Raw genomic sequence first — 14696 nt, forward strand, 5'->3', positions numbered from 1 at the left:
CTGCTGGCGGAAGGCGGTCCGGCTGGGTGCCGGGCTCGCCCCGCGCCGTCGACTGGGCCCGGCGCCTCACACGCCGGGCACGGCCCGACGGCGGAGCCCCCACCAGCCGGCGAGCAGGCCGAGCACCCCGACCGCCCCCTGCACCACCAGCGGGGTCCAGGCGGTCGGGGCGCCGACCTCGACGACGTGGCCGAGCGCGGACACGTCGAGCAGCCACCGCGGCAGGCCGAGGAGGCCCGCGAGGAACACCGTGAAGGCGCTCCACGACACCACGGCCCACGAGACCCCGGCCGCCAGCCGAGGGGCCAGGCCCACCAGGCAGAAGGCGACGCCGAGCACCGCCAGCATGCCCGCCCCCTGGGACAGGGTGTAGACCCAAGCCCTCTCGGCCGCCTGCTCGCCGGGGAACTGCGAGCCGGCGACGGCGGCCGTCGCCCCAGCCGTCACCACGAGGGCCACCGCCGCGAGGACGGCGGCATCCGCCACGCGCGCCCAGTACCAGCGGCTGCGCGAGACACCCTGGGCGAGGACGGCCTCGGTGAGCCCATCGCGCTCGTCGCCCACCGCCCCGAGCGTGCGCAGGACGACGGCGACAGCGATGAGTAGCACAGTGAACTCTGCCACCAGCAGCAGGTAGGTGGCGGCGATGCTGCCCGGCCCGGTGAGGGCGGCCAGCGTGGCCGCCGCCTGCGGTGCGACGTCCAGGACGTCGGTCATCGCCGCCCCCATGCCCGTGAAGAGCCCGGTGAGGACCACCAGCGACACCAGCCACCACCCTGTGCTCCGGGCGCCCAGGCGCAGCAGCAGGTCCAGCGGCCCGCGCACGCGCCGACGACGGCGGGAGCGCGTCGGCTCCGGCAGCCAGGCCGCACCGGTGTCCCGGTGGTGGTGCAGCAGCGCCGCCAGGCCACCGGCCGCCAGCGCCACACCCAGCCCGACGACGAGGACCCCGACGTCGTTGGCGCCATAAGGATCGATGAGGTCACGCCAGGCCAGGGGAGTGAGCCACCGCAGCCACGACGCCCCGGTCGTGTCGGCCGTCACCCGGAGCGCGAAGGCCACGGCGAAGCCCATCAGCCCCACGCCCCGCACCGCCGTCGGCTCACGCAGGAGCTGGGCGAGCACGAGGGTGAGGGCCTCGAAGACCAGGCCGACGACGAGCAGCAGAGCCGAGTAGACCCACGCGCCCGCGACCGTCATCTCCTCAGAGGTCATCGCCGCCACCGTCAGGAGCAGACCCGTGCCGGCGCTGAGCACCGTCAGCAGCGCCGCCACCCACGCGGACGACGACACGAGAGGGGTCCAGCGGCCCGCACCCGAGCCCCGGGCCAGCTCGACCATCCCGGACTCCTCATCGCCCCGCGTGGCGGAGGCCGTGAGGACGACGGCGAGCAGCGCCGCGCACCACAGGACGTAGGTGCCGGTCTCCCAGGCGAAGACCTGCCCCAGGCTCCCGGGGGAGGGCAGGCGGCCCATGAAGACACCCATCGCCGGGGAGCTGTCAGCGAGGTCGATGACCGCCTGACGTGAGGCCGCGTCCGGGTAGGTCCGCTCATAGCTCGGCGGCGCGACGGCGACGAGGGACCACAGCATGAGCAGCCACAAGGCGGCGGAGGTCCGGCGCTGGCGGGTGAGCAGGCGCAGGAGCACCGGCGCACCCTGCAACACCTGCAAGCCTTGCAGGTGTTGCAGGGTGCACGGACGGAACCGCCCGGGAGCCCCCGTCGCGCTCCCGGCACTCACGGCCGCGCCTCCTTCGCGTCGGCCCGCTGGGCGGGCGGGCTCTCGTAGTGGGAGAGGAACAGGTCCTCCAGGGTCGCCGGCTCCACCCGCACGTCCACCAGGCCGTGAGCCGACACCGCCGCCAGCACCCCAGGCAGCAGCGTGGAGGCGACCTGGAGGACGAGGCGGCAGCGGTCGCCGTCGTCGGAACGGCTGACGGAGCCGGGCGCGCAGCCGGCCGCCGTCAGGGCGTCGAGGAGGTCCGGGACGCGGTCGGCGTCGGCACCCAGGCTCACGCGGGTGTGGGCCAGGGACTGCAGGGTGGCCAGGTCCCCGTCCTGGACGGAGCGGCCCTCCTTGATGATCGTCACCCGCGAGCACACGGCCTGCACCTCGGCGAGGATGTGGCTGGAGAGCAGCACCGTCGCCCCGCGCGCGCTGAGCCCGGCGACGACCTCGGTGAAGACGCGCTCCATGAGGGGGTCCAGCCCGCTCGTGGGCTCGTCGAGGACGAACAGGTCGACCGGGGCGGACAGGGCCGCGATGAGCGCGACCTTCTGCCGGTTGCCCTTGGAGTAGGTGCGCACGCGCTTGGACGGGTCGAGGTCGAAGCGCTCGATGAGCTCGGCCTCCGCCGCCGTGTCCCGTGCGCCCCGCAGGCCCGCGAGCGCGTCGAGGGCCTGGCCACCGGTGAGCCTCGGCCACAGGGCCACGTCACCGGGCACGTAGGCGAGGCGCCGGTTGATGCCGGCCGCGCGCGTCGCCGGGTCCTCACCCAGGACCCGCACGGAGCCGGCGTCCGGGCGGTACAGGCCGAGCAGGGTGCGGATCGCCGTCGACTTGCCCGCACCGTTGGGGCCGAGGAAGCCGTGGACAGTGCCCGACTTGAGGGTGAGGTCGAGGCCGTTCAGGGCAGTGACGCGGCCGAAGCGCTTGACCAGGCCGGAGACCTCGATGGGGCGGGTGGGCTCAGCCACGGAGCCACTCCTCTCTGACGGTGGGGTCGATGACAGTGGCCAGGACCGGGTCCGCGGCCATGAGCGCCAGGAGCCTGTTGTAGGCGGCGCGTTGCACCGGGTCCGGGTAGGCCGTGCGCAGCAGGGGCCCGTAGAGGGCCCACAGGCCCGGGGAGAGACGCCCGCCCATGAGCGAGGCCATGAGGTCGCGCGAGGAGCGCCGGTGGCGTGCGACGAGCGCGTACATGTCCGCCACGAGGCTGCTCACGGTCTCGCGGGTGGGCTCAGAGGCGGGGTCCAGGCCCCTGAGCGAGTCGAAGCGCTCGTGGAGGTCGGCGACGACGGCGCGCTCCTCGGCGTTGTACTCCTCCATGTAGAGGGTGATCGCGGTGGTGGGGAACAGGCCGGAGACGGCGAGCAGCGTCATCATGTGCTGCTTGGAGCGCACGGAGCGCCTGGCCCCCGGCCGGGACAGCCGGCCCTCGATGTCGCTGTAGAAGTCCCTCACCACGCGCGGCAGGGGTGACAGGGCCTCGCCGGCGGCGACCTTGGCGATGAGGACGTCGACGCGCCGGCGCTGGTGCTCGAGCTCGGCGATGCGCTCGTCGATCTCGGTGCGGGTGGCGCGCAGGTCCGCCAGGGTCGTGGGCTGCTCGCCGCCGCCGGGCTGCGGTGAGGAGGGGGCGTCCTCGTCGAGCAGGGCGGCGACCCGCTTGAGCGGAACGCCGGAGCGCACGAGCCAGCGGATGCGCAGGAGGCGGGCCAGGTGCTCGGTGTCGTAGTCGCGTTGGGCGCCCCGGGTCGGAGGCACGGGCAGGAGCCCGAGGCGGTGGTAGTGGCGCACCGTCCGCGTCGTCGTCCCGGCCAGGTCGGCCATCTCCTTGACTCGCACGCTGCCCATCCAACACAGCGACGCAACGTCGCTGTCAAGGGAGCGCGGTAGGGCGGGCCCGGGCAGGGTGGGCGCCTGGCCTATCCTGCGACCATGACCCCCGCAGCCGCAGGCGAGATCGACCTCGCCGCCCTGAGCGAGCACGACCGCACCGGCCTGCTCGACGGCGTCGACCGGGCCGTCGTGTGGGACCTGCCCCTGCGCACCCGCTTCCGCGGCCTCACCCGGCGCGACGGCGTCCTCCTGCACGGGCCCGCCGGCTGGGGCGAGGTCGCCCCCTTCTGGGACTACGACGCCGACGCCTCAGCCCCCTGGCTCGCCAGCGCCCTCGAGCAGGCCCTCACCGGCTACACCGGCCTGCCCTCCCACCGCGAGGACGTGGACGTCAACGTCACCGTCCCCGAGGTCGGCGAGGAGCGCGCCCACTCCCTCGTCGCCATCTCCGGCGCCACCACCGCCAAGGTCAAGGTCGCCGGATCCGACGATGCCCTCACCGCCGACCTCCTGCGCCTGGGCGCCGTGCGCGACGCCCTCGGCCCCGACGGCCGCGTGCGCATCGACGTCAACGGCGCCTGGGACCTCGAGACCGCCCGCCGGGTCCTGCCCCTCATGGACGAGGCCGCGGGCGGGCTCGAGTACGCCGAGCAGCCCTGCGCCCGCGTCGAGGACCTCGCGGCCCTGCGCGAGAGCGTCCACGTGCCCCTGGCCGCCGACGAGTCCGTGCGCCTGTCCCACGACCCGCTCGCCGTGCGCCGCCTGGGTGCCGCCGACGTCGTCGTCCTCAAGGCCGCCCCGCTGGGCGGCGTGCGCCGCGCCCTCGCGCTCGCCGAGCGCCTGGCCCTGCCCGCCGTCGTCTCCTCCGCGCTGGACACGAGCGTCGGCGTCGGCGCCGGCAGCGCGCTCGCGGCCGCCCTGCCTGACCTCACCCGCGCCTGCGGCCTGGGCACCGTCTCCCTGCTCGGCGCCGACGTCGCCGTCCCCAGCGCCGTGCCCCTGGCCGGCCGGCTGCCCGTGAGGACCCCGCACGTGTCCGAGACGATGCTCGCCGCCGCGCGCGCCGACGCCGGGCTCACCGAGCGCTGGCGGACGCGCCTGGGCCACATGGTCGGGGCCCTGCGGGCCCGGCGCGAGCGGGAGGCCGCCGGGGCCGGCCTCGTCGGAGAGGTCCCCCTGTGACCCCCGAGGGCGCCCGGGGCACTGCCGGGCAGGCCGGCACGAGTGCCGGGCCGGCCCCCCGCGACGCGCAGAGCCCCTCCGTCCTCGCCGCCCGTGCGGTCCTGGGGGCCCTCGTGCGCGCGGGCGTGCGCGACGTCGTGCTGTCTCCCGGCTCGCGCTCAGCCCCCTTCGTCCCCGTCCTGGCCGCCGCCCCGGGGCTGATGCGCGTGCGCGTCGTCCTGGACGAGCGCAGCGCCGGCTTCGTCGCCCTGGGGATGTCCCGCGCCGCCCTCCTGGAGGGCCGCCGCGCGCCGGCCGCCGTCGTCACCACCTCGGGCACGGCCGTGGCCAACCTGCACCCCGCGGTCCTCGAGGCCGACGCCGCCGGGGTGCCCCTGCTCGTCGTCTCCGCCGACCGCCCGCACGAGCTCGTCGGCACGGGCGCCTCCCAGACCACGGAGCAGACGCGCCTGCTCGAGCCGGCGACGCGCCTGGTCGTGGACCTGCCCGCCGACCTCACTGCCGACCTGGGTCGGGAGCGGGGGACGACGGTGATCGAGGGCCAGGTGCGGCGCGCCGTTGAGGCCGCCCGCGGTGGGCTGAGCCACGACCCCGGCCCGGTCCAGCTCAACGTCCGCTTCCGTCCCCCGCTCGTGCCCGTGCCCGGCGCGGTCCTGGGGATCGAGCCCGCCCGCGACCTGCCGGCGGCTGCCCGCGACCTGCCTCAGGCCGGTGGACGGGCCACCCGTGAGCCCGCCGCCCACCAGCCGGCGGCGCTGCCCGAACAGACCCCCGCGGTCCAGGGCCCGGCCGAGCGCGGCCTCGTCGTGGCCGGGGACAGCCCGGACGGCACCGGCGCCCTCGCCCGGGACCTCGCCGAGCACCTGGGCTGGCCCCTGCTGGCCGAGCCCACCTCGGGCGCCCGGGGCGGACGCCTCGCCCTCACCCGCTACGCCGAGCTCCTCGCCACCCCCGCGGGCCGGGGGCTCGCCGCCCTGGCCGAGCACGTCCTCGTCCTCGGCCACCCCTCCCTCACCCGCCCCGTCAGCGCCCTGCTCGCGCGCACCGACGTCCCCGTGGACGTCCTGGCCCCCACCCCGCGCTGGACCGACGTCGCCGGTGCCGCCGCCCGGGTCACCCCGCTGCCCGACGGCCTGACCGGCGCCGGTGGGGCGGCGCGCCTGTCCCACGCCCTGGGCCTGCGTCCGGCCCCCACCGGGTGGGCCGGGCAGTGGGCCGACGCCGTCGCCGCCCTCCCGGCCGCCCTGGAGCCGGGCCTCCTCACCAGCGCCTCGGCCGCCGTCGCCGTGTGGGAGGCCGGGCTGCGCCCCGGGGCCCCGCGGCTCGTCGTCGGCTCCTCCATGGCCGTGCGCCACCTCGACCGCCTCGCCCGGCCCGCCGAGGGGCCCGCCCCGCGAGCGGTGGCCAACCGCGGCCTGGCGGGCATCGACGGCACACTGGGCACGGCCCTGGGGCTCCACCTGGCCACGGGGGAGCCGGTGCGGGCCGTCGTCGGGGACCTCACCTTCCTCCACGACGCCATGAGCCTGGGCCGGGGGACGCGGGAGACCGAGCCCGACCTCCAGGTCGTCGTCCTCGACGACCGGGGAGGGGCGATCTTCTCCACCCTGGAGTACCCCGGCGCGCTGGAGCCGGAGGTGGTGGAGCGCTTCCTCACCACGCCGCAGGCCGCGGACGTCGCCGCCCTCGCGGCGGCGCTCGGCGCCCGGGTGCACCGGCCGGGCGCCCTCGAGGCCCTCGAGGAGGTCCTGGCGCGCCCGGTCAGGGGCCTGAGCGTCGTCCACCTGGCGCTGTGAGCCGGGGCGACCCCACCCGCTCTCAGGAAGGTCCCAGGCCGAGGTCGGTGAGAGTCCAGATGCCAGGAGTTTCCTTCAGGCGTTTGCCAAGCGGGGCCACGGGCCCGAGGAGGACGAGATGAGCATGAACGACGAGTGGAGCACCGGACGGGACGCGACCGGGGTCGGTGGCGCCGGCAGCCCGGGGCCGGTCGGTAGCGCCGACGCCGCAACCGGGAGCGAGGCCGCCGCCGGAGCCAGTGCCACGCCCGGGGCCGGCAGCCCCGGGACGGTGCCGAGCCCCTACGCCGCGAAGGCCGCTTCCAGCGCCTGGCCGGCCCAGGCGCCGACGGGCTCCTACACCTCGGTGCCGCAGGCCCCCGCCGGGTACTCCTTCGAGCGGGCGCCGGGCTCGTCCTCCGCCGCCTCCGCCCCGGACCCCTTCGCCGCCCGCCCGGCCTGGGCCGCCCCGCAGCCCGGCGCCCCGAGCGGAGCGGCTGGACCGGCCGCCCCGGACGCCGCTGGGGCCCGTGCCTCCCGCGCCCGTCGGCGCCGGGGACCGGGCTGGGGCGGCGTCGTCGCCACCAGCCTCGTGACCGCGATGCTCGCCTGCGGCGGCACTGTGGCCACCTTGCACTACCTCGACGGCGAGCCCGCACCCACGGCCTCCGTGAGCGCCGCCGCCCAGCACACCGGTGGGACCACACAGCTCGTCGCCCAGACCGGCACCTCACCCGACTGGGAGGCTGTCACCCAGGCCGTCGCCAACTCCGTCGTCTCCATCACGGTCTCCACGTCCTCGGGGACCTCCGTCGGCTCCGGGGTCGTCTACGACTCCGCCGGGCACATCCTCACCAACCACCACGTCGTCGCCGGCGCCACCCGGATCCAGGCGACCCTCGCCGACGGGCGCATCTACGAGGCCGAGCTCACCGGCACGGACGCCGCCACGGACCTGGCCGTCATCCAGCTCGTCAACGGCCCCAGCGACCTCACGGTCGCCCGCTTCGGCGACTCCGACGCCGTCGTCACCGGCCAGGACGTCATGGCCATCGGCAACCCCCTGGGCCTGTCCTCCACCGCGACGACGGGTATCGTCTCCGCCCTCAACCGGCCGGTCGTCACCACCCAGGAGCAGGACGAGGGCTCCTCGCCGGCCCCGGGCGGTGGCTTCGAGCCGGGCACGCCCTCGCGCACCGCCGCCTCCCAGGTGGTCACCAACGCCATCCAGATCGACGCGGCCATCAACCCCGGCAACTCCGGCGGGCCCCTGTTCGACGCGAGCGGCACCGTCATCGGCATCACGAGCTCGATCGCCTCGACAGGCTCAAGCGACTCCGGGTCCATCGGCATCGGCTTCGCCATCCCCTCGAACCTCGCGGCCAAGGTCGCGGACCAGCTCATCGAGTCAGGCACGGCCACTCACGCCTACCTGGGCGTGTCCATCACCAACGGCGGCGCCGAGGCTGAGGACGCGACCTACGCGGGTGCGCTCGTCGGCTCGGTCGAGGCCGGCTCGCCGGCGGACGAGGCCGGCCTCGAGGAGGGCGACGTCATCACGGCGATCAACGGCAAGGCGACGAGCCAGTCGGCGGCGCTGACGGGCTTCGTGCGCCAGTACTCGGCCGGCGACGTCGTCACGCTCACGGTGGTGCGCGACGGCCGGACCCTGGAGCTCACCGCCACGCTCGCCGAGCGCAAGGACTCCTGAGCCGGGCCCGGCCGGGTCCGGCTGCCCGGCCGGGCTCAGCCGGCGCCGAGGGCGGACAGGACCGGGCGCATCTTGGCGCGGGTCTCGGCGAGCTCGTCCTCGGGGTCGGAGTCCGGCATGATGCCGCCCCCGCCGAAGACGCGCGCCGGCGCGCCGGGACCGGCCCCCTGGCCGCTGAGCTCGGCCGAGCGCAGCGCGATGCACCACTCGCCCTCGCCGTGCCAGTCCACCCAGCCGACGGGCCCCGCGTAGCGGCCCCGGTCCATGCCCTCGAGCTCGTCGATGAGCGCCACCGCGGCCGGGGTGGGGGTGCCGCCCACGGCCGCCGTCGGGTGCAGCGCCCCCACGAGGGACAGGGCCCCCGTGTCCCCGGCCACGACGCCGCGGACGTCGCTGGCGAGGTGGAGCACGTTGGGCAGGGTGAGGACGAAGCGCTCCGGGGCCTCGACCACCGAGCACAGCGGCTCCAGCGCCTCGATGGCCGAGGCGCGCGCCAGCGCGTGCTCGCGGTTGTTCTTGCCGTCCGCCTCGAGCCAGGCCGCCAGGCGCTGAGCCTCGGCCTCCCGCTCGGCCCCGGTGCCGGGCCGACGGCGGGCCGTGCCCGCCAGGACCCGGCTCTCCAGACGCCGCTGGCGGATGCGCACCAGCAGCTCGGGGCTCGCTCCCACCATCCCGTCGACGCTGAAGGTCCAGCAGGAGGGGTAGCCGTGGGCCAGGCGGGCCAGGAGGTCGCCGGTGGGCAGGTGCTGCGCCGGGGTGACGAGCACGTCGCGGGCGATGACCACCTTGTCCGCCTCGCCGGCACGCATGCGCTCCTGCACGGCACGCAGCCCAGCGAGGTAGTCGTCGTCGGAGCGTGAGCCGACGGCGACGGTGGCGGGCTCGACGGCGGGCGGCCGGGCAGGCGGCTGAGTGCGGGAAGCGTCCCCCCGGGCCAGGAGCCCGGCGACGACCTCCTCGGCCGCGGCCGGCTCCTGCCCGCTCGGCGCCGCCGTCGTCACCCAGGCGCCCTCGTCGTCGAGGCCGATGAGCACGCGCGGCACGAGCAGCACCGAGCGCTGGGCCGAGCGCGCCGAGAAGGTGATTGCGCCCAGGGCGACGGGCCCGGTGCCCGGGCGCACCAGCGGGTCGCGCCACCAGGAGGCGTAGACGACCTCGCGCCAGGCGGCGCGCAGCTCCTCCACGCGGTCCTCGCCGCGCGCCTCGATCTCGAGCAGGCGCCCCCAGCCGACGAGCCCGCGGCCGTGACGCACCCAGGAGACGGCGTCGCCCCGCCCGGCGAGCAGGCCCACGAGCCCGCCCGGCGCGTCGAGGCCGAGGGCGCTGACCTGGTCGGCCTCGAGCCGCTCGGTGCGGAAGAACAGGCGGGCGGGGGGCACCCGGGTGCGGTCCTCCACGGCTCAGGCGGCGGGCCGGGTGGCCCGGTGGACCGCGACGATGCCGCCGGAGAGGTTCTTGTAGGCGACCTCGCGCCAGCCGGCCTCCTGCATGAGGGCGGCCAGGGCCCGCTGGTCCGGCCAGGCGAGGATCGACTCACCCAGGTAGGAGTAGGCGTCGGTGTTGGAGGACAGCAGGCGTCCCGCGGCCGGCAGGACGCTGCCCAGGTAGAAGCGGTATGCCTCGCGCAGGGGCCGGTGGACGGGGGTGGAGAACTCCGCGATGACGACGCGGCCGCCGGGGCGGGTCACCCGCCTCATCTCGGACAGGGCCGCGAGCGTGTCCTGGACGTTGCGCAGCCCGTAGGAGATGGTGACGATGTCGAAGGAGGCGTCCGCGAAGGGCAGCGCCATGGCGTCCCCGGCGACGAACTCGATCTCGGGGTGGCGGGCCTTGCCCTCGGCGACCATCCCGGTGGAGAAGTCGCAGGCGATGACGTCGGCGCCGTCGTCAGCGTACTCGACGCTGGAGGTGCCGGTGCCGGCGGCGAGGTCGAGGACGCGCGTGCCGGGGCGGGCTGCCACGGCCGCGCGGGTCGCGCGGCGCCACATGCGCACCTGCCACAGGCTCATGACGTCGTTGGTGAGGTCGTAGCGGCGCGCGACGGCGTCGAACATGCCCGCGACCTCGCGGGGGTCCTTGGCGAGGGTGGCTCGGCTCATGGGCCCATCATGGCAGCCCCCGGGCCGGCGTCCCGCGCTCCTGGTGCGCCACGTCTCGGCACGGTGGCGGGCTCCGGGGTGCTGGGACCCAGGTCCCAGGAGGGAGGGACGGAAATTCGTGAGGGGTCCAGGCTCTAAATCGCGGTGGCGCGCCTGCCCCGCAGAGAGTGGCCTGTTCGGCGCCTCGGCGCGGTACCAACAGAAAGTCGCCCAGATGAAGCCCCGGTCCGAGCACCTACCCCGCCTGGGTACATTCCGTGGCGGCCCCCTCTGCCCGGGGCCGCGTCGAGGACCCCGCGACGACGAAGGACCCCCGAGGAGGTGCGCAGGCCCATGACCCCCAGCAGGAGCACGCGCCCGCCGCACCGTCCGCGGACCGCCGTCCCCGCCCCCCTCGACCACCCGAGCCTGACAAGGACGGTGCCGGAAGCATGAACCCCTACGTCTCCCTCCTCATCATGGCGGCGGTCGCCCTTGTCGTCGCCGTCGGCGGCCTCGCGCTCAGCGCCATCGTGAGCCCCAACAGGCGCAACCGGGTCAAGACCGCCAACTACGAGTGCGGCATCGACCCCACCCCCGCCAACACCGAGCACGGGCGCTTCCCCGTCGGCTTCTACCTCGTCGGCATGACCTTCATCATCTTCGACGTCGAGGTCGTCTTCCTCTACCCCTGGGCGACCGCCTTCGCCGAGCTGCGCGTCTTCGGCATGCTCGCCGCCCTCCTCTTCATCGCCCTCATCACGGTGCCCTACGTCCTCGAGTGGCGCCGCGGCGGCCTCGACTGGGACTGACCCTCCCGCCCGACGACGCACCCACGAAGAACAGCGAGCCACAGCATGGACAAGACAGAGTTCAAGGCCTACCGCGCCAAGATGCTCGACATCCCCTCCAAGCGCGGGGACCTGCGCGCCGAGGCCGCCGAGTCGGTCGAGAGCCCCGGCTTCCTCCTCACCAGCGTCGAGAGGCTCGCGGGCCTGGCCCAGGCGCGCTCCCTGTGGCCCGTCACCATGGGCCTGGCCTGCTGCGCCATCGAGATGATGGGCACCGCCGGCCCCCGCTTCGACCTGTCCCGCTTCGGCTGGGAGGTCTTCCGCGCCTCGCCGCGCCACGCCGACGTCATGCTCGTCTCCGGCCGCGTCTCCCACAAGATGGCGCCGATCATCCGCAACGTCTACGACTCCATGCCCGAGCCCAAGTGGGTCATCTCCATGGGCGCCTGCGCCTCCAGCGGCGGCATCTTCAACAACTACGCCGTCGTCCAGGGCTGCGACCACATCGTCCCCGTGGACATCTACCTGCCCGGCTGCCCGCCGCGCCCCGAGATGCTCATCAACGCCATGCTCGAGCTCACCCGCCAGATCGAGAAGAAGCCCCTGTTCCGCCACCGCGAGGAGATCGTCCGCGCCGTCGAGGCCGCCGCCCTCGCCGCCACCCCGCTGTCCGAGATGAAGGGGGAGCTCGCGTGAGCACCGCACCCGAGACCGCCGACGCCGTCCAGGCCCAGGCCCTCGTGCCCGAGGTCGCCGGGCGCGAGGTCCGCCCCGAGCTGCGCCTGGAGGTCATCTCCACCCACACCGGCCACTTCGGCGCCACCGACGCCGGCGACACCACCGGCTACGGCGGCACCACCAGCGTCGTCGCCCTCGCCCCCGCCGCCGTGCGCCCCTACGGCTCCTGGTTCGACGACGCCGTCGACGCCCTCCTCGAGGACCTCGCCGAGGCCGGCGTCGAGCCCGCGGACGCCATCGAGAAGGTCGTCATCGAGCACGACCAGCTCACCCTCTTCGTCACCCGCGAGCACCTGCTCGACGTCGCCCGCCCCCTGCGCGACGACCAGGACCTGCGCTTCGAGCTGTGCCTGGGCGTCACGGGCGTGCACTACCCCGGCGACGCCGGCCGCGAGCTGCACGCCTGCTACGAGCTCGTCTCCCTCACCCACGGCGGGCGCCAGGTCCGCCTCGAGGTCACCGCCCCCGACGGCGACGCCCACGTGCCCTCCCTCGTGAGCATCTACCCCGGCAACGACTGGCACGAGCGCGAGACCTGGGACCTCATGGGCATCGTCTTCGACGGCCACCCCAACCTCACCCGCTCCGCGATGCCCGACGACTGGGTCGGCCACCCGCAGCGCAAGGACTACCCGCTCGGCGGCATCCCCGTCGAGTACAAGGGCGCCACCACGCCGCCCGCCGACTCCCGGAGGTCGTACCGCTGATGAGCACCGCTTCCACCCAGCCCCGGGCGTCGCGCCCCGCGCTCGAGTCCCTGGCCGAGGGCGCCCCCCAGTGGACCGCCGAGGGCGGCGACTGGCAGGACATCGCCGACCAGATCGCCGCGCGCGACGAGGCCGACCGCCTCGAGCACGACCGCATCGTCGTCAACATGGGCCCCGTCCACCCCTCCACCCACGGCGTCCTGCGCCTGCTGCTGGAGACCGACGGCGAGAAGGTCACCGAGGTGCGCGTCGGCACCGGCTACCTGCACACCGGCATCGAGAAGAACATGGAGTACCGCACCTGGGTCCAGGGCGAGGCCTTCGTCACCCGCATGGACTACGTGGCCCCGTTCTTCCAGGAGGTCGGCTACGCCCTCACCGTCGAGGAGCTGCTCGGCATCACCGACCAGGTCCCCGAGAAGGCCACCGTCATGAGGGTCATCCTCATGGAGCTCAACCGCATCGCCTCCCACGCCATCGCCATCGGCACCGGCGGCAACGAGCTGGGCGGCACCACCCTGCTCACCATCGCCTTCCGCCTGCGCGAGAACATCCTGCGCGCCTTCGAGATGGTCTCCGGCCTGCGCATGAACCACGCCTACGTGCGCCCCGGCGGCCTCGCCCAGGACGTGCCCGAGGGCTTCAGCGACTTCGTGCGCTCCACCCTGCCGGACATCAAGCACGACCTCGGCGAGCTGCGCGCCCTGCTCCTGGAGAACCCCATCCTCAAGGACCGCTTCATCGGCACCGGTGAGATCAGCCTCGCCCACGGCCTCGCCCTGGGACTGACCGGCCCCTGCCTCCGCGCTGCCGGCTACCCGCTCGACATGCGCAAGATCCAGCCCTACTGCGGCTACGAGACCTACGACTTCGAGGTCCCCACCTACGAGCGCTCCGACGTCTACAACCGCCAGCTCGTGCGCTTCGAGGAGTGCGACCAGTCCCTGCGGATCGTCTCCCAGGCCCTCGACCGCCTCGACGCCGTCACCGCGCGCGGCGACGACCCCTCCAACACGACGATGGTCGCCGACCCCACCATCGCCTGGCCCGCCCGCATGGCCATCGCCACCGACGGCCAGGGCCAGTCCCTCGAGCACGTGCGCGAGATCATGGGCAGCTCGATGGAGTCCCTCATCCACCACTTCAAGCTCGTCACCCAGGGCTTCCAGGTGCCCGCCGGGCAGGTCTACCGCACCGTCGAGCACGCCAAGGGCGTCCTGGGCGTCCACGCCGTCTCCGACGGCGGCACCCGCCCCTACCGGGTCCACTTCCGCGACCCCTCCTACTCCAACCTCCAGTCCCTGGCCACCATGGGGGAGGGCGGCATGATCGCCGACCTCGTGCCCACCCTGGCCTCGATCGACCCCGTCCTGGGAGGCGTGGACCGCTGATGACCACCCAGCACACCCCGAGCACCACCGGCGCCTTCGGCTACACGCCCGAGGACGAGGCCCGTCTGCGCGACGAGTTCTCCCAGATCACCGCCCGCTACCCCGCGGGCCACGAGCGCAGCGCCCTCATCCCCATGCTCCACCTCGTCCAGAGCGAGGACGGCTACGTCGCCCCCCGCGGCATCGCCCTGTGCGCCGACGCCCTGGGCCTGACCCGCTCCGAGGTCTCCGCCGTGGCGACCTTCTACAGCCAGTTCCGCCGCCACCCCGCCGGCGAGTACCACGTCGGCGTGTGCACCAACGCCCTGTGCGCCGTCATGGGCGGTGACGACATCTGGGAGGCCGTCAGCGCCCACACCGGCCTCGCCAGCGACGAGACCAGCCAGGACGGGCGCATCAGCGTCGAGCGCGTCGAGTGCAACGCCGCCTGCGACTACGCCCCCGTCGTCATGGTCAACTGGGAGTTCTTCGACAACCAGACCCCCGCCAGCGCCGTCGACCTCGTCACCCGCCTGGAGCGGGGCGAGGACGTCACCCCCACCCGCGGTCCCGAGACCCTGCCCACCTTCCGTGAGAACGAGAGGCTGCTGGCCGGCTTCGAGGACGGCCGCGTCGACGAGGGCCCCGGCGCCGGGGAGGCGAGCCTGCGCGGCCTGCGCATGGCCCGCGAGCACGGCTGGACGGCCCCCACCGCGGTCGAGGAGGACAGCAAGTGAGCGAGCAGCACACCCCCGAGCCCCAGGCGCAGGCCTTCACCGC

The 14696-nt window shown here is 74.9% G+C and carries 13 protein-coding genes; 8 read left to right on the plus strand and 5 right to left on the minus strand.

Going from position 1 to position 14696, the window contains the following annotated elements; genetic code table 11:
• Window positions 1-66: 66 nt before the first annotated feature.
• From H6X67_RS02060 to H6X67_RS02070, 3 genes are all read right to left on the minus strand, one after another.
• On the minus strand, window positions 67-1668 hold the full coding sequence (locus H6X67_RS02060) for an efflux permease Rv1217c-related protein (RefSeq protein WP_249368838.1): 1602 nt from the start codon (window positions 1666-1668) through the stop codon (window positions 67-69).
• Window positions 1669-1739: 71 nt separating this feature from the next.
• Entirely contained in the window at window positions 1740-2735 is a 996-nt protein-coding gene (locus H6X67_RS02065) for an ABC transporter ATP-binding protein (protein WP_250649062.1), read from the minus strand.
• Window positions 2692-3570 carry a MerR family transcriptional regulator gene (locus H6X67_RS02070; RefSeq protein WP_249368840.1) on the minus strand — a complete coding sequence of 293 codons (879 nt, stop codon included), beginning with the start codon at window positions 3568-3570 and terminating at the stop codon, window positions 2692-2694. The genes H6X67_RS02065 and H6X67_RS02070 overlap by 44 nt, the downstream gene beginning before the upstream one ends.
• A gap of 93 nt (window positions 3571-3663) precedes the next feature.
• On the opposite strand from H6X67_RS02070, the gene H6X67_RS02075 reads away from it, so the two are divergent.
• The 3 genes from H6X67_RS02075 to H6X67_RS02085 all read left to right on the plus strand — a co-directional run bounded on the left by H6X67_RS02075 (window position 3664) and on the right by H6X67_RS02085 (window position 8232).
• The gene (locus H6X67_RS02075; protein ID WP_249368841.1) at window positions 3664-4746 is read left to right on the plus strand and encodes an o-succinylbenzoate synthase; all 1083 of its coding nucleotides are present in this window, start codon (window positions 3664-3666) and stop codon (window positions 4744-4746) included.
• On the plus strand, window positions 4743-6542 hold the full coding sequence (menD, locus tag H6X67_RS02080) for a 2-succinyl-5-enolpyruvyl-6-hydroxy-3-cyclohexene-1-carboxylic-acid synthase (protein ID WP_249375273.1): 1800 nt from the start codon (window positions 4743-4745) through the stop codon (window positions 6540-6542). Before H6X67_RS02075 ends, menD begins: the two co-directional genes overlap by 4 nt.
• Before the next feature lie 118 nt (window positions 6543-6660).
• Window positions 6661-8232 carry a S1C family serine protease gene (locus H6X67_RS02085; RefSeq protein WP_249368285.1) on the plus strand — a complete coding sequence of 524 codons (1572 nt, stop codon included), beginning with the start codon at window positions 6661-6663 and terminating at the stop codon, window positions 8230-8232.
• Between the two features lie 35 nt (window positions 8233-8267).
• On the opposite strand, the gene H6X67_RS02090 is transcribed toward H6X67_RS02085, so the two are convergent.
• Both H6X67_RS02090 and H6X67_RS02095 read right to left on the minus strand, forming a co-directional pair.
• On the minus strand, window positions 8268-9611 hold the full coding sequence (locus H6X67_RS02090) for an isochorismate synthase (RefSeq protein WP_249368283.1): 1344 nt from the start codon (window positions 9609-9611) through the stop codon (window positions 8268-8270).
• Window positions 9612-9632: 21 nt separating this feature from the next.
• Window positions 9633-10331: a demethylmenaquinone methyltransferase gene (locus H6X67_RS02095; protein ID WP_249368281.1), complete on the minus strand. Its 699-nt coding sequence runs from the start codon at window positions 10329-10331 to the stop codon at window positions 9633-9635.
• 431 nt (window positions 10332-10762) lie between these two features.
• Here H6X67_RS02095 and ndhC point away from each other — a divergent pair, with 431 nt between their 5' ends.
• Genes ndhC through nuoE form a run of 5 tightly spaced genes read left to right on the plus strand, consistent with a single transcriptional unit; the run spans window position 10763 to window position 14653 of the window.
• Window positions 10763-11122: an NADH-quinone oxidoreductase subunit A gene (gene ndhC / locus H6X67_RS02100; protein ID WP_249368279.1), complete on the plus strand. Its 360-nt coding sequence runs from the start codon at window positions 10763-10765 to the stop codon at window positions 11120-11122.
• 45 nt (window positions 11123-11167) lie between these two features.
• Window positions 11168-11797 (plus strand): NADH-quinone oxidoreductase subunit B, encoded by a 630-nt coding sequence (locus H6X67_RS02105; RefSeq protein WP_249368277.1) that lies wholly within the window; start codon window positions 11168-11170, stop codon window positions 11795-11797.
• On the plus strand, window positions 11794-12546 hold the full coding sequence (locus tag H6X67_RS02110) for an NADH-quinone oxidoreductase subunit C (protein ID WP_249368275.1): 753 nt from the start codon (window positions 11794-11796) through the stop codon (window positions 12544-12546). Before H6X67_RS02105 ends, H6X67_RS02110 begins: the two co-directional genes overlap by 4 nt.
• Entirely contained in the window at window positions 12546-13937 is a 1392-nt protein-coding gene (locus H6X67_RS02115) for an NADH-quinone oxidoreductase subunit D (RefSeq protein WP_249368273.1), read from the plus strand. The genes H6X67_RS02110 and H6X67_RS02115 overlap by 1 nt, the downstream gene beginning before the upstream one ends.
• A complete protein-coding gene (gene nuoE / locus H6X67_RS02120) occupies window positions 13937-14653 on the plus strand; it encodes an NADH-quinone oxidoreductase subunit NuoE (protein ID WP_249368271.1) in 717 nt (238 codons plus the stop codon). Before H6X67_RS02115 ends, nuoE begins: the two co-directional genes overlap by 1 nt.
• The last annotated feature ends 43 nt before the right edge of the window (window positions 14654-14696 follow it).

The organism is Actinomyces sp. AC-20-1 (genome assembly GCF_023369555.1).
Lineage (GTDB): Bacteria > Actinomycetota > Actinomycetes > Actinomycetales > Actinomycetaceae > Actinomyces.

Bases quoted from the DNA above. Each gene is read 5' to 3' on its own strand.
- H6X67_RS02075 (WP_249368841.1), top strand. From the start codon at position 3,664: ATGACCCCCGCAGCCGCAGGCGAGATCGACCTCGCCGCCCTGAGCGAG.
- H6X67_RS02085 (WP_249368285.1), top strand. From the start codon at position 6,661: ATGAGCATGAACGACGAGTGGAGCACCGGACGGGACGCGACCGGGGTC.
- H6X67_RS02095 (WP_249368281.1), bottom strand. From the start codon at position 10,331: ATGAGCCGAGCCACCCTCGCCAAGGACCCCCGCGAGGTCGCGGGCATG.
- ndhC (WP_249368279.1), top strand. From the start codon at position 10,763: ATGAACCCCTACGTCTCCCTCCTCATCATGGCGGCGGTCGCCCTTGTC.
- H6X67_RS02105 (WP_249368277.1), top strand. From the start codon at position 11,168: ATGGACAAGACAGAGTTCAAGGCCTACCGCGCCAAGATGCTCGACATC.
- H6X67_RS02115 (WP_249368273.1), top strand. From the start codon at position 12,546: ATGAGCACCGCTTCCACCCAGCCCCGGGCGTCGCGCCCCGCGCTCGAG.
- nuoE (WP_249368271.1), top strand. From the start codon at position 13,937: ATGACCACCCAGCACACCCCGAGCACCACCGGCGCCTTCGGCTACACG.